Below are 21422 nucleotides of genomic sequence, written 5' to 3' on the forward strand. Positions count from 1 at the left end.
GCGGACCATATAATTAAGCCGCACTGATGCGGCTTTTATAAGGCATAGCGACGATCTATTAGCTTTTAAGACGGCACAACAGATTTAGGCGTAGAGCGGAATATGTTGATTATGGTAGTGAGGGTGAAATAGCCACAGATAGCCGTGAAGCTCAGTGTGCCGATAGACTCACCAATAATCACAGATGCACCCATTAATTCGAATAGATCCGCACTGAATGATTTTACGTGGTTAAGCGCCCACTTATACACCAAGTAGAGTTTCGTGAGAGTGATGAAAACCAAGTAAGCCTTACCATATGGCGTTAAAAGGAACTGTTTCACTTTGGTGATAATTGATTTCATTTCGCTTCTCGCAAGATAGATGGTGGCTGGTTGGTAAGAAGTATAAAAACTCTGGGAGTGGGATATTTATCATTGAGTGCCAAGAGGGTGAATCCATCGATAGGGCTGTCATTAGCATGAGAATGACTGCTGATTTTCTGAAGCTGGGATTCATGTCTATTTCTCAATCAACGGTATCAGTCTTTTTCATCCTGCGGAGCCAGTAATTTTGCCAGAATACGACTATGCACAAACGACCTTGTGATGCCGCCATTATGTCAGCCAATCTACACTTTGATGGAAAGCCAATACAATCGTGTAGACATAAGCACAGAGGGCGTTTAGTGATGTTGACAATGATGGAGAAAGCTAATGATGAAATGGGTTTATGTGTGTTTGTTCACTGCTCTGATTGGTATGACAGGATGCTCGCCGGAAGTAGGAAGCCCTGAGTGGTGTGAGGAGATGGATAAAAAGGCGAAAGGGGACTGGTCTGCTAATGATGCCGCTGAATATGCAAAAAATTGTATTTTCCGCTCGAGCAACTAATGATTGTATAAGGCAGTATGGCAACATGCTGCCTTATATCTAAGTGACCGTAAGATGCGGCATTCAGAGTCATTGATTTAAGGATAATGAACGACATTTAAAGACAAGGGAGTGTGTCATGGTCAAGTTTCTATTACTGTCGGTTGTAGGGCTGGTGGCGGTGATGTTTGTTATGCAGGGTACAACGCGTTCCGAACGTGTATCAATGGCGCAAGTTCCGCCACCAAGTGGGCCATCATTTGCCGTTGGTAAGGTGTTTGATGGTGATTGGGTAGGCCGCCGTATTGATGTGAGCGGGGATAAAATCTGCCTGCAGACTCGTATTGTCGGCACGATCAAAGAAGGCAACGTGACGTTTCGTTTAATGTATAACAATACGCAATTGAAAGGCTGGGTTTCGGCACAGGGTAAATTGGATATCTACGCTGACAATCCACGCTGGGGGTATCGTTTTACCGGCAATGTTATCGGTGATCGCATCGAAGGGGAGTGGAAGGTGACCAATGCCCCATGCCATGGAACATGGTATATAGAAAAAACGATCACATGATATTAAGTGCTCTGGGCGACAAATCCATTAACCTTGCGCAGCGAATGTCGTATCCTAGCGCCCCCGAACATTGATGATATGACACTATGCCTTTTTCTTCGCTAAATTTGAGCGCGAAGCTCGTAGCTGCGCTGCCAAGCCAATTCAAAACGCCGACAGAGATCCAAACACTGGCCATCCCGGCCATTTTAGCTAACAACGACGTGCTGGCGCTGGCGCAGACAGGAACAGGCAAGACCTTTGCCTATGGCCTTCCATTGCTTGAATCGGCGGCATTGAATGCCGGTATGCACCGTGCCGTTGTTATGGTGCCGACCCGAGAGTTGGCGATTCAGGTCTCAGCGGCATTGGCAAGCGTTGCGCACAATATGAATCTGCGCGTTATGGCATTGTGCGGCGGCGTAGATAAGGCCGAACAGCTTGAGTTGTTATCGGCGAAACCGGAAATTTTAGTTGCGACACCGGGGCGTCTGCTGGATTTGCTCAATGATGGCGCAATTGAAACGGACGGAATCGACAAACTTGTTTTTGACGAGGCGGATCGCTTGTTGGAGATGGGCTTTTGGCCTGATGTTCAGCGTATTCTTGCGCTGCTTCCCGCAAAGCGCCAGTCATTGATGTTTTCTGCGACCTTACCTGAGCAATTAGAGCAAATCGTGGCGAATGTTCTGCATAAGCCTGCTGTAGTTAAAGCACATGTTGCCAATAGCGTGGTAGAGCAAATTGAAGAACGCCTATATTTGGTGAACAAAGGCAGCAAGACACAGGCCCTTATTACCCTTATCGAGCAACAAGGGTGGGAGCAGGTATTGGTGTTTATCGGCGCCCGTGATAATGCTGATGCTCTGTGCAAAAAATTAACCAAGGCTGGTATTTCGGTAGCAGCCCTGCACGGCGATAAATCTCAGGGTGAGCGGGAGCAAGTCCTTGCTGATTTCAAAGACAAGAAGGTTCAGGTACTTATTGCGACCGATTTGCTTGCCAGAGGGATCCACGTAGAGCGCTTGCCTGTGGTTGTGAACTTTGAACTGCCAGCCAATCCGTCTGTGTATGTTCACCGTGTTGGCCGAACGGCACGTGCCGGTGAGAATGGTTTGGCCGTTTCGCTTGTTTGTCATGGTGAGAGCGAGTATTTGGCGGCAATTCGCCAAATGGTAAACCGTGAGCTGCCATTACAAGCACTAGCGGGGTTTCCTGTTACGGACAAACCGTCGACAGGTGAAAGTAAGCGACCGAAGCGTGACAAGCAAGCGAATCGCCGGACTGCACGCAAGACGAGTGCCAAGCAGTTTCAGGTTAAGAAGAACAAACGCTAATTGAAAAGACAAACGCCACAGTATTGAACTGTGGCGTTTGTGTTAATGCAGGAAATTAGTGCATTTTTTTCTTAGGGCCATGACGAACCATGTCTTTGCCGTTTTCATAAACTTCTTGAGAGACCCAGCGGCCAAGCAGCAGTTGGTGTTTGTCATCAAGAACGGCAATAAAAGGTCGGCCATCAGCATTGCTGGTTGCCAAAGCTACACCAGCAACATTACTTAGGCCAAGACCACCACTTTCTACCGACAGCAGAAACGCTTCAAGTTCCTCTAGGTTGTCGATAATGTTGTTATCAAAATTCATCGTGCTCTCACTTTAATACGCTGTGATGTGCCTACTTTACCGAGCTTATCGCTTGAATGGAATCTGACGGCCTTCAACTGCTCTAAAACAAGCCAGTTTTAAGGATAGCTTATAGACTCGCATATAGAGCCATTGTTATCTCCGGCGAGAATAGCGGCATAGTTAAGCGATGATCCCTGCCATAGCCATGATGAATAATGGAATAAAGATAACAACGATACTCCCGATTAGGCAAAGAATAGACAAGCCGAATACTCGCCAGTTGGAGTGGAACTCGTAGTCTTCAGATGCAATGATGTCTTCTTTCTTCATCTGGTAATTTTCAGCGGTCATTTTCCCCAAAACAATATAGACCGCAGTGAATGCAGAACTTGGGATCTCTTCTGGAATAAATGGCAGGCAAAAGACAAGAACGGCAATGAAAATCGATCCCCAGAGCAGGGCCTTCTTTTTCATTTCTTCTTGGTTTAGGGTCTGGAAATTGGCATACAGAAAATAGACAAGTCCGACAGGTCCACCCAGTGTGCCGCAGGCAACTTGGTTGGGGGAATATATTTTAGTTGGTAATTTTTGTTCTTCGATTATGCCGTTGTTGGATTCGATAGGGGACTCTATTTGGCTCATAGTGGTATCTCTTAACGGAAATAGCGTAGGAGCAAGTTTTGAATATATATCAGCTAATTGCAATATAAAAAATTTGATTCGCCTCGAAAACCTATTGGTGATGGTTAACGGGGGCATGGAATTATTATTGATAGTTGGGTCGGAGAATTATTCTTTTTTTGACGTAAAAATAGCATGGGTATGTAGACTGCACGATGGGTGACGGATGGATAACTAAGGAGTAGCAGTGCCCAATCAGGATATTGAAATACGCCAGATGAAAGCAGATGAAAAAAAGGCGATGAAAGCCGTGATGAATATAGCCTTTCCTTTTTTGATGCGGTTGTTTTTTTCATTTTCGAATAATACCTTGGTTGCGGTAAAGAACGGCGAAATTGTCGGTGGGGTTATTCTCAAAATTTTCGGATTGCCGCGTGGTTTGACTGCGGGCCTAGTGTCACTGATTTTCTGTTCGCCGGCGTATTCCGGCCAAGGTATCGGAAAGGCGCTGACGGCAGAGGCATTGGATCACTTGAAGCAGCAAGGATGCACCGACATTTTTGCCTGCGTCGAAGGGGATAACACCCAATCAAGTCAGCTGTTTGCGGCGCAAGGCTTTGTCAGGCAGAATCTGTTTGCGCAGTTTCGGCGATATGGCATGGCGACCTTGGTTATTTGGCTACGTAGTTTCCATCTGTTTGATATCGGACATTTCATGTGGGTGAAATCCCTGCGAGTCCCATCGGCCAAAATGGCGCAGCCGCATAGTGCCACCCGTTCGAATTTGCGTCCAGAGTTCGTCATGACATTGCTATTTCATGTGGCGATTTATGCCTTTTTGCTTTGGCAGTATGGCTCGGGGGAGCCTGAGTACCCCTTTGTGTTGCTCGCATCGATACTGAGTATCGGTATTCTGTTCACTGTTTGTCTTGGCGCAATGTACGTTGTCGCGCTACGCCGCCAGTTACCGTGTGAGTTCAGGATGTGGGAGTCAGGCTTGACGCTCTCTGGAATGGTGGCGTTATTGTTTGGCGGCTTTGTGGTATCCCCCGGCAGCTTGTATCCGGCAGCAGAAAAATGGTTCTACCGCGATGTGAAAAAGACCTGCGGAGAAATGGCCTTGGTGGCCTCTTTGGCACTATTGGTGTTGGTGTGGGGTATTGGGTTGGTGATACATTCCGGGGTTATAACGCAAGATATGCTGCCAATAGCCAAAGCAGTGTGGTTTGCTGGGCTTGGGCTACTTTTTCTTGATGTATTGCTGCCATTTTTCCCTTTCTCTTCGTTTAATGGGCGACGGCTATGGTGTTGGAATAAAGCCGTGTGGGGCAGTGTGGCAATCTGCACGGTGCCGCTTTATGTTTCTCGCTTATTCTGAAATTCGTACTCTTGGCATGATTTAACATACTTTGAATCCGGCAGCTTGGGGTAACTTGGGTATATATAAATTGTCGTAGATGAGTATAATCACCGACCTATTATTTGTAATACCAACTGTTAATGAGTCTCCAATGTCTAAAATGTTTTACAAAGGCCGCATCGAAACTCGGCAAAACCATGTGATGTCTGGCTACAACGTGAAGCGTGTGGTGAAGGCTGGCACTGAAGAAGCGCCAATCAACGTTGTGGTCAACAGCGACGAGCGCAAAGCTGAGATTGAAGCCTTGGTTGCTGAGCATAATCTTGTTGCGAACATTGTTGTTGATGCAAACCAAGAAGAAAATACAGTGGAGCTAGATGGCGTTTTGCACAAGCCAAAGACGATGACGTTTGAGAAAACCCCAAACCGTAACGATCCATGCTCTTGCGGCAGCGGCAAGAAATACAAAAAATGTTGTGCTTAATGGTATAACGCTTTTATTGAAAACCGCCTGATGGCGGTTTTTTTGTAGCCGTCAAAATTACCTATTGTCTAGATTGCGCACGTTTTGTGGGTAAGCAAACTCGTATGATAAAAGAAAGTTTTCGACAGTAGGTAAGCTAATGATCAAAATGCTGGTATGTGATTTCGACGGTACGCTTCATGGTGGTGCTGCGAGTGGTATCGGTCAATTTGCTGATTATGTGCACGAACAGCCGAACTTGCGCTTTGTTATTGCCACAGGAAGAACTTTCCCTTCTATCAGTCTCGGGTTGAAAGAGGATAACTACCCCCGTCCGCATTCCATTATCAGTGATGTGGGTACCCAGATTCACCACGGTCATGATTGTGTGTTAGATGTACTCTGGCGCGATCAGTTACAGTCGGTCTGGAATAAGCCTGTTATTCAAGATGTGCTCGAAGAGGTGGGTTTTCTGGGGGCCATCAATAGTCGGCACCAAGGGGACTATAAAATCACGTTTGAGGGGAAACTCAGTCAACAGCAGTACGCAACGGTAGCGGCAGTACTAGAGCAGAACGCGATTCATGTTGATCTGACCTATTCCCATGACTGGTTCTTGGATGTCACCCCGAAAGGGGTCAACAAAGCGGCGGCGATTCACCACCTCATGAATAAGCACGGCCTGCTGCCGGGGGAGGTTTGCGTGGCTGGCGATTCCGCCAATGATACCGCCATGCTGACGATTAGCGGTATCAATGCCATTTTGGTTGCCAATCATTATCCGGAAGTGGCCCACTTGTCAGATCTCGATAATGTCTACACAAGTCATGCCACCCATGCAGAAGGGGTGTTGGAAGGCCTGAAACATTGGCAGCATATGGCAGGGGACGGCAAAGGACGCGCTTAGATAGGGCTCAATGCTTGCTGGGCGCTGAACCTAGCCAATATTGAATGAGTAAAGTGACAATAGTTTAATCCAGATTAAGGATCTGCCTCGCTATCGCGGGTAATGTGCGCCGCTGTAAATCACGTATGCATAAAAAACAGCCATGCTTATCGTATGGCTGTTTTTTTTGTTTTTAATACGCTGATGAGCCACACCTAAAAAAATGATAAAAGAGGACAGGACTTGAGCACTTTGTTTTCAGCAGCCCGTATTGGCAGCATGGCACTAAAAAACCGCTTTGTACGAAGCGCAACGTGGGAAAATATGGCAACAGAAGATGGCCATATGACAGACAAACTCTATGCTGTCTACGAAGAGTTGGCGAAAGGTGAAGTCGGCCTGATCGTGACCGGTTATGCGAATATTGTCGAAGAAGAGAAGCCCAATGCCGGCATGATGGGTATGTACAATGATTCTTTTATTGAAGAATATCAGAAGCTGACGGACTTGGTGCATGGCCACGACTCTAAAATTGTCATGCAGTTGGCTTATGGCGGTACTAAAACTACTTACAACGTTGGTGAACGTGTTATTTTCGCACCAAGCGATGTGCCGGAGCGTGGCACCAAAACGCAAGGCAAAGCGATGACCCAAGAAGAGATCGACTACATCGTTGATGCTTTTGCTCAGGCGAGCCGCCGAGCCAAGGCATCGGGTTTTGATGGCGTTGAAATTCATGCGGCACATACCTATTTGATCAATCAGTTCCTGAGCCCGTATTACAACCGCCGCGACGATCAGTATGGCGGAAGTCTAGACAACCGGATGCGTTTTCTGCTTGAGATCTATGCCGCTATCCGCAATGTTGTTGGTGATGATTATCCGGTATTGGTAAAGCTAACCGCATCCGAGTTCTTTGATGGCGGGCTGACTTTCGCTGAAACGCGGTTGATTTGCCAAAAGCTGGCAGACATTGGTGTTGATGCCATTATTATTTCCGGCAATATCCATGGTAATGCCAGCACGCTGGTGGGGGAATCGTTTGACGGCTATACGCTGCAACAAGAAGGTTACTTCCATGAGTACGGCGATGTGGTTAGCCAGGAAGTGAATGTGCCGATTATTACGGTTGGTGGGTTGAGTGATATTTGTGCCATAGAAGAGATTGCACATAAGACCCAGATTCAGTTCTTTGCGCTGTCTCGGCCATTGCTTGCTGAACCGCATTTGGTCAAGCGCTGGAAAGAAGGCAGCCAAGCCCCTGTTGATTGCGAAAGATGCTCAAAATGTCGCACAAAACGCGGCAATTTCTGCGTGGTATATAAAAAACGCTGATACTTTTGTGATGAGTACTCGTGTCTTAGAGTTATAAATAGTGCGAGTGCTGGACAGATATAATTGGAGGCTGTGTTCGCACGGCCTTTTTAACACCATTTCTCATTTTTAGACTGATGTCATACAAGCGGCATCATGACTGGTGAATTGTTGGTATGGGCGCAGGCCAAACAGCGGCATGATTGAATAAATGTGGTCGAACAGGTCGGCTTGTACACCTTCGTAGTAAGCCCAGTCGGTATTGCAGGTAAAAGCATAGACCTGTATCGGAAGCCCCTGTGCGGTAGGTTGTAGTTGACGAACCATGATTAGCATATATTGGTGAATGTCTTTATTGGCACGGAGATAAGCGTTCAAATAGGCTCTGAACATCCCTATATTGGTCATTTTTCTGGTGTTTCCCGGGTCCTTCTCGTCATCGAGTGTCTCGTTGTAGTCATTGATTTCACGGGTTTTCTCAAAGATGTGCTGACGCAAAATACGAATGTTCTTGAGTGACTCGATCTCGTTATCGTCCATAAAGCGAACAGAGGTAACGTCAATATTCACCGAACGCATGATCCGGCGGCCTCCGGAGTCTGACATCCCTTGCCAGTTGATGAAGGCATTCTGAACGAGCGCATAGGCGGGCAGCATGCTGACGGTGTTATCGAAATTCCTGACTTTTATGGTGGTCAGGGATATTTCTTCAACCGCCCCGTTAACGCCGTGAGAGTCCATCTGAATCCAGTCGTTCAAGCTGATCATCTGGTTAGCTGATAGTTGAATACCGGCAACGAATCCCAGTATCGTGTCTTTGAAAACCAACATGACAAAGCCGGTCGCAACTCCCAGGCCTGACAAGAAGATCAGCGGGGACTCATTGGCCAGAATTGACATTGAAACCACTACGCCCACAAAAAAAGTGAATAATTTGATGAGCTGGACAAAGCTCTTGATGGGCATTTTGCGGGTAATGCCTTTTTTCCCGGCAATGTCATTGAGCGCATCGAGCAAGGCGAAGATCATCCAGATAATGATGCTTAGAATGATGATACTCAGTACGCGATCAACAATTTTGGAGAGCAAGGCGTAATGGCCAATGGCGAGGGGGATAAAGACATCGAGTACCATGAAGGGAACAAGTAACGAGAGTTTTCCGAATACATTATATTTGGATAGGCTCTCCCTCAGTGGCTGATTGGTTTTCTGCAGTACATTGTTTACGGTACGTACGATCAAATGGTGCATAACAAGGTAACTCAAGCCCGCGGTGATAAAACTGGCCAGAATGAAGACACTGGTCATTTCCAGCCCATAGGGATCGCTGCTGATCCCGACGGTACCCAGCTTTTCAGAAAAATAATGACGGACTTGTTTTTCTAGCAAATGTTAATCCTCTCGTCGGCTGCGGTTCAGATTAAGGGTGTCATTTCTTAAGCATGGCAGCCCATTCTAGCTTCTTCAAAATATGGCTGATGCAATGGAGGCTTGGCAAATTTGTTTGCTTGTATCAAAGAAATGCTAAGTAGGTCTTATTCTTGCACTGTGGTTATCTGGTCATATTCACATTTTGGATGATTTATTCGCGATAGAATATTTTTATAAAAACAAGGAGTACCCAATGAATCGTCCAATAATTATTGATTGTGATCCTGGCCATGATGATGCTATTGCTCTGATCCTTGCCTGCGCATCGTCGGACTTTGATATCAAGGCCGTTACAACCAGTGCTGGCAATCAGACCCCAGAGAAAACCCTCAACAATGCATTGCGCATTTTGACCCTGCTTGGACGAACTGATATTCCTGTCGCGGGCGGTGCACTAAAACCGCTGTGTCGCGAACTGATCATTGCTGATAATGTTCATGGTGAAAGCGGGTTGGATGGCCCGAAATTGCCAGATCCCGGCTTTGATGCAGTCTCTGAGCATGCCGTTGAATTGATGGCGCGTATTATTCGCGAAAGTGATCAGCCAGTTACGCTTGTACCTACAGGACCGTTGACTAATATAGCTCTTTTGTTGGCTACGCACCGTGAGCTTACTGATAACATCGAGCGAATCGTGCTAATGGGTGGCGGTGCGGAAACCGGTAACTGGTCTCCGGCTGCCGAGTTTAATATTTTTGTCGATCCGCAAGCTGCCGATGTTGTATTTAATTCGGGTGTACCTATTACCATGTGCGGGTTGGATGTGACACACCGAGCTCAGATCCTTGATGAGGATATTGATCGCGTACGGGATATCGGTAACCCCATTTCTGATGTGGTGGCTGAGCTACTCGACTTTTTCATGATTTACCACCGTGATCCCAAATGGGGATTGGAAGGAGCACCGCTTCATGACCCATGCACGATAGCCTGGTTACTTAAGCCTGAGTTGTTTACCAGTAAAGATTGCTGGGTAGGGATTGAAACCGAAGGCAAATTGACCCAAGGGATGACCGTGGTGGATCGCTATCAGGTATCGGGTAACCCAGAAAATGCCACTGTGTTATTTGATGTCGACCGTGAAGGTTTTGTTGATTTGCTGGTGGAGTGCTTGCAGCATTATAGCGAGTAAATTTTTACCTTATCGGTAAGGTTCTGACAAAAATAGACAAGCATGCTTGTCTATTTTTATATATTTCATCATAGCGCTTATATATGGCAATACCTGCCAATATCACGATCAGTGAAAAAGGTTACTATGGCTCAACATGAAGAAGAGTATGACCAGTAGAGTCACGCCATAACCTAATGTTGAAAGCACTACCGTGGTTTTTGACGATGTTGTTTTTTGGATGCCCATAGTTTAATGCCCGCCTGACTGTGAACGCATTGGTTTTGGTTGCCCTGCTTTTTTGTGTTTTCGCCACCATTTACGTGCCTGCTGACGCTGATCCACAAGGATATTTAATCCCCGTCCTAATGGGCAAAACAGTCGGCACCAATAATCCTTGATGAAAAAGCTGCCAAATAAGGCAAGAGGTAGGATATACCACTGCACGCCAACGCCTTCTAGCGAGAAAAGCATCGAGAAGGGCTCATAAGATGCAACCGCAGGGTTGCGTGTCACAAAGATCAGTACTAAAGCAAGCCACAGTAAAACGCCGATTACCTGAGCGCCATAATGATTTACCCAGCCGGCAAGCGGGAGGTTGTTTTTACCGAGCTTGTGTAACCAGCGTTGTATATGGTGAAAAGGGCACAATTGGCTGCAATAGAGGTTTTTTCCTAGCCATAGAATGCCGAGCATTACGGTAAGCAATAAAATATACAGCGAGGGGTTCTGTTTAGGTGGCGTCCAGTATCCCAGCATCAAGCTGGATACCGAGGCGACAGACAATGCTATGTTGGCCCAGTACCCGATGACCATAACCGATAATACACCGACCAGCATAATGTGGTATTTGCGAATTACCGTAGGCATTTTTCGCTCAAATAACACCATCAGAACCAATAGGGTAAGCGCGGCATCGCTGAGCTTAAAACACCAAGAGGTGGTTACTGTGTCTATGGTAAGCCCATGCAATTCAGCTTCTTCATGGGCAGCCTTGCGAACCGCTTCTGTTATACCATTAACGGTAAGTGTTGCACCGCTGACGCCATCGATGTCGCGTCCGCCTACAAAGGCATCGGTGATCTTTTTTCCGTTGATACGATCAAGCAGTCGCTGGTTAAGTACGTTGACGACATATCCCGGTGTATCGACATGATTCACTAAAGCGACATTGCGTATCCGTTGTGATTTATCAAGCTCGAAAGTGATGACCAGAGGGCCCCCGTAGCCGTTGCCGAAGGCGGCGAATATTTGAGCGTTAGATGCTGGTTGTTCGATAGTGAAGCGATAGGTTTGGTTCTCGCTGTGAGTGACAGATTCGACGTTGAAGTGCTTGGCTAGGAGGAGACTAAGCCCTGCCTGCTGACTGAATCCTATCCACCATGCCGCGATCAACGATAAAATAGCGAAAGGCATGATGAGCGGTTGCCAAAAAGCCGCTTTCTTGGTGCGTGACTGATTCCTTGTATTCATGCGGGGTAACTTGAAAAGAGATCCGTTGCGTGATTGTGTCATTAATCCCGAATGATGCTTACCCCTGAGATTGGATAGCCGTATATCAAAAATGCTATAGCTATCAGTTGATTGAGAGGGAAATTTTAAGAGTATGCTCTGGATCAACCTTTTGTGATTTCAGAATAGATTTTATCGTTGCGGTAGCGATATTCTCCGTGAATTAGGAGAAAGTATGAAAATTGATGATCTTGCATTGTTTGTAGAAGTGGCTGATCAGCTAAGTTTTACAGACGCCGCCAATACCTTAGACCTTCCGCAATCTACAGTTAGCCGCAAAATAAAACAGATAGAAGAGACCCTGCAAGCCCGTTTGTTTGAACGTACCAGTCGCCAGATTTTTTTGACGCAGCAAGGTCATCAGTTCTACCAACATAGTAAAGCCATCGTTGATGAATTCCGTCTTGCCCAGGATAATCTCAGTGATTTCCAATCGGCACCCAGTGGCGATATTCATTTGTGCATGCCAGCTTTTTTCAGTGAAGTACTATCGAAAGAATTTTTCGATATTTTTCTGCGTACATTCCCAGATATTCGCATACGGATAAAAATATTGTCCCCCACGCAAATAGAGCAAACTAGCGATGCAGATTTGTTTTTTTATCTAGAGCCTCCGCAAAATAGTTGTATGGTGGCACGCCGACTGTTTACGTTTAGTCGCCGTTTTTATGCCGCTCCTAGTTATCTGGACAAGTACGGTGTACCGTCACACCCAAGCGAGCTGATTCATCATAACTGTTTGCGTTTTGACTCTCGTCTGGTTGACCCATCATGTTGGTATTATTTTGAAGGTAATAATATACATTGCGTGGAAGTGGAGGGATGTTTTATGTCTGAGTCTATTCGGTCTACGATGCAACTGGCTGCGCAAGGGCATGGTATTTGTTATACCCCGCAATTTCTTACTAATGGAATGGTTCGAGATGGCCAGTTAATTTGCTTGTTTGATGGCAAATATTCGTTCGAGCAGCCGTATTACGTGATGTATCACTCCCGGCATCATATGCCAAAGAGGGTGCGTGTATTTCTTGATATGCTCACGCAATACGCTGAACAGAAATATGATCTATTTGAATTTTGAATAGGGCTATAGCAATGGTGCACTCCATCCTTCCTATCTAGGTGATTATCATCGTTCCAAGTTTTCTCTATTTGGAATGAACATGGATAAACAAGTGAATCCAACGCCTGAAAAGGACACCTTAACGCTGGAGAACCCAAACCGCCGAAACCTTTTTAAGTTTGGGGCGGCCGCGACAGCACTGGCGGCAACGGGTGGAGCAGGGGCTTTCGTTACATACCGAGTCAATGGCGTGCCCCATGATAGCTTTCCCGTTGAAATAGATGATGCAGTTTTGACACCGTTCGATCAGCGTAACTCGGTATTCAGTTATGCGATTTCTCAACCTTTGCAGGAGCAGTACCCGGAGCGCAATATCGCTTTTGCTGAAGAATTGGGGATCCCTGGATTTACGTTTTCCAGCATTATGTCGTCGCTTAAGCTTCACTCTCAGCCCAATCCTGCTGCGTGGGACAATAACACACTTGGTTACCGGCAGATTGATTGGGCATTGTGTCATGCGGCAGTGGGGCCGTTGGATCGCTACTTGGCTCCCAAGAGTAAGTTTGGCTCCCCCAAGACAGGCGAGCATACGTGGGAACAGTTAAACCTTGCTACTGAAAAGTGGCAATTTACCTCACCAGAAGAGGCTAGCCAGCATATCAAGCGTGCAGCCTGTCTATTTGGTGCCGATCGCGTTGGAATTACACATAACGATCCGCGCTGGAATTATTCGCCTATTTTCGACCCGGTTACCAGTACAACTTACACTTGGGAAGATGATTTTCCATTCCAGCCCAAAACCGTGATAGTGCTGGCATTTGAAATGGATTACGAAGCAATACGAACCGCTCCATCAGCGGTTTCAGCGGCTTCAGTGAATAACGAATATACCGAAATGTCGCTGGTGGCTGGACAGCTCGCCGATTTCATTCGTCGTCTTGGCTATCAGGCTGTGGCGTCGGGTAATGATTTGGGTAACAACGTCGCTTACAGTATTGCTGCTGGATTGGGTGAGGGAGCCCGAAATGGTACGCTGATCGTGCCTAATTTCGGCAGCCGTGTGCGTACGGCCAAGGTCTACACTGATTTAGACTTTGTTGAATATGACAAAGCTCGTTCCTTTGGCATCATGGAGTTTTGCGAAAATTGCAAACGCTGTGCGGAACAATGTCCGTCAGGAGCCATCAGTATGGATGACAAGCCATCAATGGCACCGACCTACCCGGGCAGTGACCGTCCGGAAATTGCTTGGCATGGCCAAAAAGGCATCTATAAATTCTACAATGACGCGAAGAAGTGCTTCAAATACTGGGGTGATAATGGCATTGGCTGTGTGATTTGCATTAAAGCCTGCCCGTGGAACAAACCCGATTTTTGGCACCATCGCCTGATTGATGCCTCTAACACAGTGACCACTGGATTTGTCCACAAAATGATGACAGAAGCCGACATTCTGTTTGGTTACGGCAATATGGAAGTTGACAAGGCTGTCGACAAATTCTGGCTGTCGGACAAGGAGAAATAAGATGATTGGCTTGATGTGGTACTTGATGGGGATGATGACCACCGGCGCAGTGTGGGGGTATGTGCACCTTAGTAGGCGTTACCGGATGAATTGGATGTCGAATCTATATTTGGCGGCAGCATTTGGGATTCTGTGGATCTGTATCGGCTGGTCATGGGCATCATTTGCCGAGGGGGAGGCGCAATCAGGAGCAATGGGGTTAGTGTGCTTTGGCTTGCCCGGAATTATTTTGCTTAACCTTACATGGAAGCGGTTAATCTTACCCAATAAGTTTGCCTGATGGCCCGTAATTTGATCCGTAAGAAAAGCGAAGCCCATAACAGGAGCTTCGCTTTTTGTGTCGGTTGCCATTCATTTGCGCTTGATCTCAAACTCATTCTTATAAAAACAAGTATTGCTATCTGCCAAATTGTGCTTGGTATACCATATTACGATAAAGTGCCCGATGGTGGGTGCTATGAGGTGGTATTTGAGAATGAGGCCATTCTATTTTTTGATGTTGTTTTCAACTGCTGCATTGTGTAATGACAAGGTGCACTTTGAAAGGGCAGATCAACCCGCTTACCAAGCCACACTTGAAATTATGCGTACTCATAGCGAACAGCAAAAAAACTATAATATTGTTGTTGATATGGCGGATTACGCTGAGTTTCCGGTTACTGGATTAAATGATAACCCGAGTTCATTACATATTGAGCCGTCGCCTGAGCTACCAGAGGGTAAGTTTTTAGTAGATATCGAAATTCACGCTCAGTTTCAAAACAGCAAAGATGATGGCCCTTATTCGACCATAAATATGAACACTCAGCTACCGTTCTCTTTCGGTGAACGTATTTTAGTCGGTGGGCATGACAGTAACTTGGGAAGCACGCAGATTTGGTTGACGATGGATGAGTATAAAAAGAGGTAACTTTTTATGCCGTATACCCGTATCGGGATGCGTCCATCCCTCAAGTCGATAGTCGGTGAATATACGCCAATTTGGGAAAAGAATATTCCCCATTTCGACGAGATGTATGGCCATGTCCAATAGTGGCCTGCACCAATAACGATGAAACGGGCAGTGGTAGTGCCTGTTTTCCCTATTTATTGAAACTGATCATACCCGACAGCTATCACATAATAACATCAGATCGCTTAAAGCATTTGCTATCAGCGCTTTACAGATATTACTCTGTTTGGCTTTGTCGCTATGCTTAAGGATTGAATGATGACAACTCCGCTGTATACGCTGGTACGTAGTTCCCGAGCGTTAATGGATACTGGTGAAATCGGCTATGGCTGGAGCCAAATCGATTTTTCTAAATATCCTGATGCGAATAGCCTTATTGAGCAAGGCTTTATAAAAAACAATATCGACTTTGGTCGGAAGCGCAAACAGATAATGCGTTATCGGAGCCTTAAAGCAGGGGATCGCGTTGTTGTCCCTATGAGTGGGACTATTGTTATTGCTGAGGTTATTGGGGTACGGCGTCATGTACTGGGTTCAGATGTGGTATACAGTGAAAACCGTATAAGTGTTCGTTATTTTACCGATGCAAAAGGCAGTGCTTTTATTCCCCGAACCGCGCTTACGACCAAACTTCAAAGTCGGCTGCGGTTGCGCGCGTCTATTGGGGTTTTGGATGACTTTGCCGAGGAAATTGAGAAGCAAATAGCGGGGCTTAACCAAGGAGAGATCCATACTTGGAAGCATGAGGTTGAAGCCCGTCAATTTCAGCAAGAAACGCAGTTCAAGACTGAATTATTGAAGCGGTTGCAAAGTGGTTCAGATATCGCCTTAAAAGCTGGAGGTGATGGTCTTGAGCAGTTGATCAGAAACTTGCTAGAAGCAAATGGCTATAACGCTCGGATCTTGCCAAAGCGGCAGAGTAGTGGAATCGACGATGTAGATATCGCAGCCCATAAAACAAATGATCTAACGTCTGATCTTGAAGGTTTGTATATCCAAATCAAGCACCACCGAGGACACACGGGGTTACATGCCGTTCGTCAACTCGATGCATTTGAAGATGAAGGGGAAGAGATTCGTTTTTGTCGGAAGGTGCTGATTACAACAGCCAGCCTAGAAAGAGAGGTTCTTGAGGAGGCTGAGCGTTGCGGGATAGCAACACTAGATGGTATACAACTTGTGGACTGGATCTATCAGCAACGAGATAAATTAAATGAGCGAGATCGCGCTGTGCTTGGGATTTCCAATGTGCCTCAACTTATTTGAACTATTAGCACAATAGCCGTAGGGGGATTGCGGATTACCATCGCTTCATGGTTATAAAAATATGGGAAACGAGGGATAATCGAAAATGATAAAGCACTCGCGAACGAGTGCTTTATTTATGGCAAGGAGCAATGCTTAGTGATGAACTGGGGTACTAATATACAGGGTCTTGTTCAAGGTTGTGGTATTTGGCTCAAGCTCAAAGTTCCAATTGCCTACGATTGGAGTGTGGTACCCCCCTTCGACAATAAACTCGACCGTATTGTTGGTCTTCTTCCAGATCCGCACCATGCCATCGATATTGCTGGTACGCAGAATGCTGTGTGCGATAGGGTCTGAACAGCCAGGCAAGAACTCACCTTCTTTCAGTGTGATCTTATACAGCGTACGATTCGAGTCGATATGAAAATCGTCGGCTTGAACACTGTCCACATTTAGGGTTGCGATTTGGTTGGCCTGCGAATGTGGTGTATCTGGCGGAGTGACATCAATTTCTACAGGAATACGAATAGTCAAATCATGGTCTGTTGAAAGTACGCTCTTGTCGAGGGTGAAATCAATGAAATTTACTGCGCGATGATCTAATTCACCAGAAATACGATAGCTGATGGTATTTGCGCTTGCGCGGTAAGGACGAACAACATTGTGAGTGGATAGGGTGGTTGCATCACGCAGCGTGTTTACATTCGTCGTGTTTAACGTTGCTCCCTCTAATTCGACATGTAGCTGGAAACCATACAAAATATGTTGGTAGGGAAGAACATCATAATTTACTTTAATTGTTGGTACCGTGATGCCGTAACGCTCGGCATCTTGTGCGGAAAGCGTATATTCGTGAGCCAGAGTTGGTTGAGCCAAACCGAGCGATAGTGCGGAAGCAATAAATAAGGCTGTAAGTGACTTATTGGTTTTCATGATCACACCTTTATTTTGGTTGATTATTTTTATTGGAGAATCTGATCTAAAAAATGCGTGAAAACCACTGATTAGGCAATGTTTTTAAAATGTGTGATTTCAATATTGAGAGATTGCTGCAAAATGTTGTCAGGCGATAATATTCGTTTGGTGCATGCCTTGTGAAGCAATATCACATTCTTGTTTATTGATTCAAGATGACGCTATGAATAGAGTTTTCAAGCTGTCTCAGTTTATTTAACTGTCAGTGATGGGATAATAAAACCATCATTAAAGTGACTTCACTGCAAATATTTGGCGTGTGGCGAGTTTGATTCACTAGTGTGACATATGGAAGGGTTAATAATAGTATGGCTGTTAAGTATTAGCAAGAATGAAATTAATAAGTTACTACCTTCAAGACAGAACGTAGGTATTTACTCACCTAGGCGACAAGATGTCGGTTATAAATAAAACACGTGATCGAGATAGCGTCATGTGGAACGAAAACATAGCCAGAAATTAACTATTGACGCCATAGTTGTGTGATTCATAGAGATGGTTTCAATTTTCTTAGCTGAAGATCAAGCTTGTAATTCTGCTCTTGAAACTGCTCTTTCTCGATCTGGTAGTGCTGAGATACCTCTTCAGACAAAGGAGTTTGATCAGATATCTCAGTAATCCTGTCTATCGGGGTTAGCCCATTTAACGAGCTATGGGGGCGTTCCCAGTTGTAGTAGTGTTGCCATTCAGCTAGTAGCAGATCCAGCTCTTCCAGCCCCACGGAGACATTTATGGTCGGATAGAACTCACTTTTATCTGTTTTCTGAGAGCGTTCCACTTTGCCATTCAAGTGAGGTGAGCCAGGTTTATTTGGGCGAAACTTGATTCCATAAATCATGAGTTTTTTCTGGACTTTCTCAGCAAAGAATTCACGCCCTCTGTCCGTCTGAATACGCTGGATAGGAAATGGCATCTCTTCCACGACACAATCAATAAAATCGACTGTATTTGCTGCTGTGCGCCGAGAGTAGCACCTTAGAACCCGATAGCGAGAGCAGTCATCAATAGCTGTGTACTGATAAATTCCAGGCGCTATTTTACAGGTGTCCATCTGGACTCTATCACCAGAAATTGGGCGCTCATATCTTTGGAAATCTTTTTTGCGTCGGTAAGTTATGATGGGGTTGACTGATGCTTCAGATAAAACTTTATGGAGTGTCGCGGTGCTTAGGTGTATTTGGTGAAGTCGGATTAATTCCGTTTGTAAACGCCGCGCCCCTAAATTGCGTTTCTCACGCATCGTAAGGATTAATGCTCTTAGCTCATCAGTGACTTTGGTATTTGGAGATGAATGAGGGCGTCTGCTCTGGCTTTCCAGACCAGCTATTCCACACTGCTTATATCGCTTAGCCCACTTGCGTAATGTTGGTCTGGAAATACCACAGCGTCGACATACGAGACCTGCGTCACCACATTCCTCATACATTTTTACCCACTGTAGTCTTTGTTGGATTTCTCTGCCCATAGACACCCAGTATAGTTGAAAGGATGTCTATGAATCACACACCATAGTCGTTTGTTAGAACGCAGTTTTACACATCATCTTCCGACAACATTTGACGACAATTACGAACTGTTAGTATGCGGATTTCATGACTTAAGCTGTAGATAATACGATAGTGACCAAAAATAATTTCACGATAATTCGTATGAGGCATTTCAGGAACAAAGCGCCCCATCTCAGGCATACTGCCAAGTAGTTCAGTTTTATCAAAAACTTCGTTTACCCACTTTTCTGCCGCAGATGGGTTATCCAAAGAAATGAACTCCGCTGCATCGCCTAACTTTTGAAGCGCTAATGGAGACCAAACTACTTTCATTTTTTAATGCGCCCCATAACTTGAGCACGCGCATCATCATTGGAAACGCCAAGACCTGAAGCTAATTGAGCTTCCGCTGTCCGCATTTCTTCCAGTAATTCGATTTTCTCTTGCATTGCTTCATACTCAGCAACGTCAAGGACAACAGCAACACCTTTGCCACGTTGAGTAATTACCAATGGACGGCGAGTCTCATTGATTTGTTTGATGTAAGAAGCTACACCTGCGCGAAACTCAGACAACGGCTGAATGTCTTGATCGAAATGAATACGACTCATATTGAACTCCAAATGGTACAAAATAACGTACAAATAATAGTTCAACTAACAGTTATGAGCAAGAAGTTGATTCTGCGTTATAACAGTGTTTTAAACAGCATGCTCGCTTTCCCCTGCCTAATACACGCTTAATTGCGTATGATTTTCTTATCAATATCTTTTTAAGTCAATAATTTGCATAAAATCATCGTTGCTTAATAGCTGTTTTTCGCCCGCTAAAGCAAGCATTCGGTATTAATGAGACCTCGTTAATACCAAGAGGAAGTGTTAATTTGTATTTATATCAATACCTTACCTCTATATGCTGTGGGAAAAGCGAGCATTTTTGGTGTCTTTATTAGCAGGTCAATGCTGGCCATTTTTAGTGACTTCATTATAACCGTTTATACATACAGTGAATGGTTTTTACGTCATCGCAGGCTTTCAATAGTTGAGCTGGGTAGGGGATTGATTTTGGGTGAAATAAAAAGTCGGACAGTGTCATGCTCGGCTTTGTTATGAGTGGATTTTCGTTGCTCAGTCGTTAGTGCTTAGTCATTAGTGCTTAGTGGACGTACACATGCATTTCGACCTCATCCCCTTGCTGTGGTTCACGAGCCGCCATTACCAATATCGGCAATAAGACCGATCGCCTCAGCCTCTGGTGCAAAGGGCTTGTTGAGCGGGGGGGGGGGGCGATCACAAGTACGCACCGTACTCTACATGGCTATGATGTCTGCGATGCAGTGTAACCCTGTTTTTAAAGCTACTTACCAGCGACTTTTAGATGCAGGAAAACCGAAAAAAGTCGCCATTATTGCGTGTGTAAGGAAAATGGTTGTGATCTTAAATTCGATGCTTCGAGATGGCGTCATGTGGAACGAAAACATAGCCAGAAATTAGCTATTGACGCCATAGTCGTTTGTTATGTGTTTTCTGTATTTGCATACTTAGTAAAAATACGTGAGCTATCTTCAGTTAACCTAACACCCTCTACAACATGCAGTTTACCTTCATGACTTAGGGGATACATTTCCAACTCCCCGCTACCAAACTCAGATTCATAAAGTAAGCTAAGAGCAAAATCACGCAAAGCTTCTCTTGTTGAAAAATCCAAATAGATATCACCATTATCTATATCAACAGATGCTCTAAGTTGATGAAAATCATCAGCCAAAACTTCGACGGAAGGTATGCTGCTAGCTTCTTGATCTACATTGTATTTCATTTACTTTATATCCCCCTAGCACATAACAGTGTATTAAACAGCATGCTCGCTTTCCCCTGCCTAATACACGCTTAATTGCGCATGATTTTCTTATCAGTATCCTTTTAAGTCAATAGGTTGCATAAAATCATCGTTGCTTAATGGCTGTTTTTCGCTTGGATAAAGTAAGCATTCGGTATTAATGAGACCTCGTTAATACCAAGTGGAAGTATTAATTCAATTTTATATCAATGCGTTATCTCTATCTATTGTGGGAAAAGCGAGCATTTTTGGTCTCTTTATTAGCAGGTCAATGCTGGCCATTTTTAGCGACTTCATTATAACTGTTTATACATACAGTGAATGGTTTTACGTCATCGTAGGCTTTCAATAGTTGAGCTTGTTAGGTGATTGATTTTATTGGAAATAAAAAGCCGGATAGTGTCATGTTTGGCTTTGCTATGGCAGTCCCAAACCTTATCTTATCGGCAGCTGTTGTTGACAACCGGGGGAGTCCATGTAGCCCAATTAAGTGGCTGCTAACGCCAAGAATATCAAACCAGCCTACCGTAAACACCGCAGCCAACCAGAACCAAAAGTGCCACAGGTTAGCAGTCCGACTTTAATTGATTGATACTCATTGAGCCCTC

At 45.2% G+C, this 21422-nt stretch carries 23 protein-coding genes and 1 pseudogene; 14 read left to right on the forward strand and 10 right to left on the reverse strand.

Annotated features, from left to right (window positions below; all coding sequences use genetic code 11):
• Nucleotides 1-65: 65 nt before the first annotated feature.
• Complete coding sequence (locus ABT56_RS17275; protein ID WP_047880161.1) at nucleotides 66-344, reverse strand: hypothetical protein; 279 nt, start codon at nucleotides 342-344, stop codon at nucleotides 66-68.
• A 351-nt stretch (nucleotides 345-695) separates the two neighbouring features.
• Here ABT56_RS17275 and ABT56_RS23685 point away from each other — a divergent pair, with 351 nt between their 5' ends.
• The 3 genes from ABT56_RS23685 to ABT56_RS17290 all read left to right on the forward strand — a co-directional run bounded on the left by ABT56_RS23685 (nucleotide 696) and on the right by ABT56_RS17290 (nucleotide 2738).
• Nucleotides 696-872, forward strand: a complete 177-nt coding sequence (locus ABT56_RS23685; protein ID WP_338048476.1) for a DUF3012 domain-containing protein — start codon at nucleotides 696-698, stop codon at nucleotides 870-872.
• A 118-nt stretch (nucleotides 873-990) separates the two neighbouring features.
• Nucleotides 991-1422: a hypothetical protein gene (locus ABT56_RS17285; RefSeq protein WP_047880163.1), complete on the forward strand. Its 432-nt coding sequence runs from the start codon at nucleotides 991-993 to the stop codon at nucleotides 1420-1422.
• Nucleotides 1423-1508: 86 nt separating this feature from the next.
• The gene (locus ABT56_RS17290) at nucleotides 1509-2738 is read left to right on the forward strand and encodes a DEAD/DEAH box helicase (RefSeq protein ID WP_047880164.1); all 1230 of its coding nucleotides are present in this window, start codon (nucleotides 1509-1511) and stop codon (nucleotides 2736-2738) included.
• A 55-nt stretch (nucleotides 2739-2793) separates the two neighbouring features.
• Here the strand turns inward: ABT56_RS17290 and ABT56_RS17295 are convergent, their stop codons facing one another.
• Both ABT56_RS17295 and ABT56_RS17300 read right to left on the reverse strand, forming a co-directional pair.
• Nucleotides 2794-3045 (reverse strand): hypothetical protein, encoded by a 252-nt coding sequence (locus tag ABT56_RS17295; RefSeq protein WP_047880165.1) that lies wholly within the window; start codon nucleotides 3043-3045, stop codon nucleotides 2794-2796.
• A 162-nt stretch (nucleotides 3046-3207) separates the two neighbouring features.
• Nucleotides 3208-3669, reverse strand: coding sequence for a hypothetical protein (locus tag ABT56_RS17300; RefSeq protein ID WP_047880182.1), 462 nt, complete (start codon nucleotides 3667-3669; stop codon nucleotides 3208-3210).
• A 226-nt stretch (nucleotides 3670-3895) separates the two neighbouring features.
• On the opposite strand from ABT56_RS17300, the gene ABT56_RS17305 reads away from it, so the two are divergent.
• From ABT56_RS17305 to ABT56_RS17320, 4 genes are all read left to right on the forward strand, one after another.
• Nucleotides 3896-5026: a GNAT family N-acetyltransferase gene (locus ABT56_RS17305; protein ID WP_047880166.1), complete on the forward strand. Its 1131-nt coding sequence runs from the start codon at nucleotides 3896-3898 to the stop codon at nucleotides 5024-5026.
• A gap of 133 nt (nucleotides 5027-5159) precedes the next feature.
• The gene (locus ABT56_RS17310) at nucleotides 5160-5492 is read left to right on the forward strand and encodes a PBPRA1643 family SWIM/SEC-C metal-binding motif protein (protein ID WP_047880167.1); all 333 of its coding nucleotides are present in this window, start codon (nucleotides 5160-5162) and stop codon (nucleotides 5490-5492) included.
• A gap of 139 nt (nucleotides 5493-5631) precedes the next feature.
• On the forward strand, nucleotides 5632-6378 hold the full coding sequence (locus ABT56_RS17315; RefSeq protein WP_047880168.1) for an HAD-IIB family hydrolase: 747 nt from the start codon (nucleotides 5632-5634) through the stop codon (nucleotides 6376-6378).
• Between the two features lie 222 nt (nucleotides 6379-6600).
• Nucleotides 6601-7692: an NADH:flavin oxidoreductase gene (locus tag ABT56_RS17320; RefSeq protein ID WP_047880169.1), complete on the forward strand. Its 1092-nt coding sequence runs from the start codon at nucleotides 6601-6603 to the stop codon at nucleotides 7690-7692.
• 108 nt (nucleotides 7693-7800) lie between these two features.
• Here the strand turns inward: ABT56_RS17320 and ABT56_RS17325 are convergent, their stop codons facing one another.
• Nucleotides 7801-9060 (reverse strand): mechanosensitive ion channel family protein, encoded by a 1260-nt coding sequence (locus ABT56_RS17325; RefSeq protein ID WP_047880170.1) that lies wholly within the window; start codon nucleotides 9058-9060, stop codon nucleotides 7801-7803.
• A 235-nt stretch (nucleotides 9061-9295) separates the two neighbouring features.
• On the opposite strand from ABT56_RS17325, the gene rihA reads away from it, so the two are divergent.
• Complete coding sequence (rihA, locus tag ABT56_RS17330; RefSeq protein ID WP_047880171.1) at nucleotides 9296-10234, forward strand: pyrimidine-specific ribonucleoside hydrolase RihA; 939 nt, start codon at nucleotides 9296-9298, stop codon at nucleotides 10232-10234.
• Nucleotides 10235-10465: 231 nt separating this feature from the next.
• On the opposite strand, the gene ABT56_RS17335 is transcribed toward rihA, so the two are convergent.
• Entirely contained in the window at nucleotides 10466-11728 is a 1263-nt protein-coding gene (locus ABT56_RS17335) for an FMN-binding protein (protein WP_240478344.1), read from the reverse strand.
• A 172-nt stretch (nucleotides 11729-11900) separates the two neighbouring features.
• On the opposite strand from ABT56_RS17335, the gene ABT56_RS17340 reads away from it, so the two are divergent.
• From ABT56_RS17340 to ABT56_RS17365, 5 genes are all read left to right on the forward strand, one after another.
• Entirely contained in the window at nucleotides 11901-12806 is a 906-nt protein-coding gene (locus ABT56_RS17340; RefSeq protein WP_047880172.1) for a LysR family transcriptional regulator, read from the forward strand.
• Nucleotides 12807-12888: 82 nt separating this feature from the next.
• On the forward strand, nucleotides 12889-14313 hold the full coding sequence (locus tag ABT56_RS17345) for a reductive dehalogenase (RefSeq protein WP_047880173.1): 1425 nt from the start codon (nucleotides 12889-12891) through the stop codon (nucleotides 14311-14313).
• A 1-nt stretch (nucleotide 14314) separates the two neighbouring features.
• Entirely contained in the window at nucleotides 14315-14593 is a 279-nt protein-coding gene (locus ABT56_RS17350; RefSeq protein WP_047880174.1) for a hypothetical protein, read from the forward strand.
• Nucleotides 14594-14788: 195 nt separating this feature from the next.
• The gene (locus tag ABT56_RS17360) at nucleotides 14789-15223 is read left to right on the forward strand and encodes a hypothetical protein (protein WP_157037889.1); all 435 of its coding nucleotides are present in this window, start codon (nucleotides 14789-14791) and stop codon (nucleotides 15221-15223) included.
• 300 nt (nucleotides 15224-15523) lie between these two features.
• Complete coding sequence (locus ABT56_RS17365; RefSeq protein ID WP_047880177.1) at nucleotides 15524-16531, forward strand: restriction endonuclease; 1008 nt, start codon at nucleotides 15524-15526, stop codon at nucleotides 16529-16531.
• A 135-nt stretch (nucleotides 16532-16666) separates the two neighbouring features.
• On the opposite strand, the gene ABT56_RS17370 is transcribed toward ABT56_RS17365, so the two are convergent.
• From ABT56_RS17370 to ABT56_RS17385, 4 genes are all read right to left on the reverse strand, one after another.
• On the reverse strand, nucleotides 16667-17446 hold the full coding sequence (locus ABT56_RS17370) for a hypothetical protein (RefSeq protein ID WP_047880178.1): 780 nt from the start codon (nucleotides 17444-17446) through the stop codon (nucleotides 16667-16669).
• A gap of 529 nt (nucleotides 17447-17975) precedes the next feature.
• The gene (locus ABT56_RS17375; protein ID WP_047880179.1) at nucleotides 17976-18953 is read right to left on the reverse strand and encodes an IS481 family transposase; all 978 of its coding nucleotides are present in this window, start codon (nucleotides 18951-18953) and stop codon (nucleotides 17976-17978) included.
• 67 nt (nucleotides 18954-19020) lie between these two features.
• Nucleotides 19021-19308: a type II toxin-antitoxin system RelE/ParE family toxin gene (locus ABT56_RS17380; RefSeq protein WP_047880180.1), complete on the reverse strand. Its 288-nt coding sequence runs from the start codon at nucleotides 19306-19308 to the stop codon at nucleotides 19021-19023.
• Nucleotides 19305-19586 carry a type II toxin-antitoxin system Phd/YefM family antitoxin gene (locus ABT56_RS17385; protein WP_047880181.1) on the reverse strand — a complete coding sequence of 94 codons (282 nt, stop codon included), beginning with the start codon at nucleotides 19584-19586 and terminating at the stop codon, nucleotides 19305-19307. Before ABT56_RS17385 ends, ABT56_RS17380 begins: the two co-directional genes overlap by 4 nt.
• A gap of 666 nt (nucleotides 19587-20252) precedes the next feature.
• Between ABT56_RS17385 and ABT56_RS17390 the strand changes: the two are divergent.
• A pseudogene (locus tag ABT56_RS17390) lies at nucleotides 20253-20468 on the forward strand (IS110 family transposase); the annotation flags it as partial.
• A 22-nt stretch (nucleotides 20469-20490) separates the two neighbouring features.
• On the opposite strand, the gene ABT56_RS17395 reads toward ABT56_RS17390, so the two are convergent.
• A complete protein-coding gene (locus ABT56_RS17395) occupies nucleotides 20491-20793 on the reverse strand; it encodes a hypothetical protein (RefSeq protein ID WP_025796564.1) in 303 nt (100 codons plus the stop codon).
• Between the last annotated feature and the right edge of the window lie 629 nt (nucleotides 20794-21422).

It is taken from the genome of Photobacterium aquae (assembly GCF_001029445.1).
Classification (GTDB): Bacteria; Pseudomonadota; Gammaproteobacteria; order Enterobacterales; family Vibrionaceae; genus Photobacterium; species Photobacterium aquae.

Coding starts and splice junctions, on each gene's coding strand:
- ABT56_RS17275 (WP_047880161.1), bottom strand. CDS start 344: ATGAAATCAATTATCACCAAAGTGAAACAGTTCCTTTTAACGCCATAT.
- ABT56_RS23685 (WP_338048476.1), top strand. CDS start 696: ATGATGAAATGGGTTTATGTGTGTTTGTTCACTGCTCTGATTGGTATG.
- ABT56_RS17285 (WP_047880163.1), top strand. CDS start 991: ATGGTCAAGTTTCTATTACTGTCGGTTGTAGGGCTGGTGGCGGTGATG.
- ABT56_RS17290 (WP_047880164.1), top strand. CDS start 1,509: ATGCCTTTTTCTTCGCTAAATTTGAGCGCGAAGCTCGTAGCTGCGCTG.
- ABT56_RS17295 (WP_047880165.1), bottom strand. CDS start 3,045: ATGAATTTTGATAACAACATTATCGACAACCTAGAGGAACTTGAAGCG.
- ABT56_RS17300 (WP_047880182.1), bottom strand. CDS start 3,669: ATGAGCCAAATAGAGTCCCCTATCGAATCCAACAACGGCATAATCGAA.
- ABT56_RS17310 (WP_047880167.1), top strand. CDS start 5,160: ATGTCTAAAATGTTTTACAAAGGCCGCATCGAAACTCGGCAAAACCAT.
- ABT56_RS17315 (WP_047880168.1), top strand. CDS start 5,632: ATGATCAAAATGCTGGTATGTGATTTCGACGGTACGCTTCATGGTGGT.
- rihA (WP_047880171.1), top strand. CDS start 9,296: ATGAATCGTCCAATAATTATTGATTGTGATCCTGGCCATGATGATGCT.
- ABT56_RS17335 (WP_240478344.1), bottom strand. CDS start 11,728: ATGACACAATCACGCAACGGATCTCTTTTCAAGTTACCCCGCATGAAT.
- ABT56_RS17340 (WP_047880172.1), top strand. CDS start 11,901: ATGAAAATTGATGATCTTGCATTGTTTGTAGAAGTGGCTGATCAGCTA.
- ABT56_RS17345 (WP_047880173.1), top strand. CDS start 12,889: ATGGATAAACAAGTGAATCCAACGCCTGAAAAGGACACCTTAACGCTG.
- ABT56_RS17350 (WP_047880174.1), top strand. CDS start 14,315: ATGATTGGCTTGATGTGGTACTTGATGGGGATGATGACCACCGGCGCA.
- ABT56_RS17360 (WP_157037889.1), top strand. CDS start 14,789: ATGAGGCCATTCTATTTTTTGATGTTGTTTTCAACTGCTGCATTGTGT.
- ABT56_RS17365 (WP_047880177.1), top strand. CDS start 15,524: ATGACAACTCCGCTGTATACGCTGGTACGTAGTTCCCGAGCGTTAATG.
- ABT56_RS17370 (WP_047880178.1), bottom strand. CDS start 17,446: ATGAAAACCAATAAGTCACTTACAGCCTTATTTATTGCTTCCGCACTA.
- ABT56_RS17375 (WP_047880179.1), bottom strand. CDS start 18,953: ATGGGCAGAGAAATCCAACAAAGACTACAGTGGGTAAAAATGTATGAG.
- ABT56_RS17380 (WP_047880180.1), bottom strand. CDS start 19,308: ATGAAAGTAGTTTGGTCTCCATTAGCGCTTCAAAAGTTAGGCGATGCA.
- ABT56_RS17385 (WP_047880181.1), bottom strand. CDS start 19,586: ATGAGTCGTATTCATTTCGATCAAGACATTCAGCCGTTGTCTGAGTTT.
- ABT56_RS17395 (WP_025796564.1), bottom strand. CDS start 20,793: ATGAAATACAATGTAGATCAAGAAGCTAGCAGCATACCTTCCGTCGAA.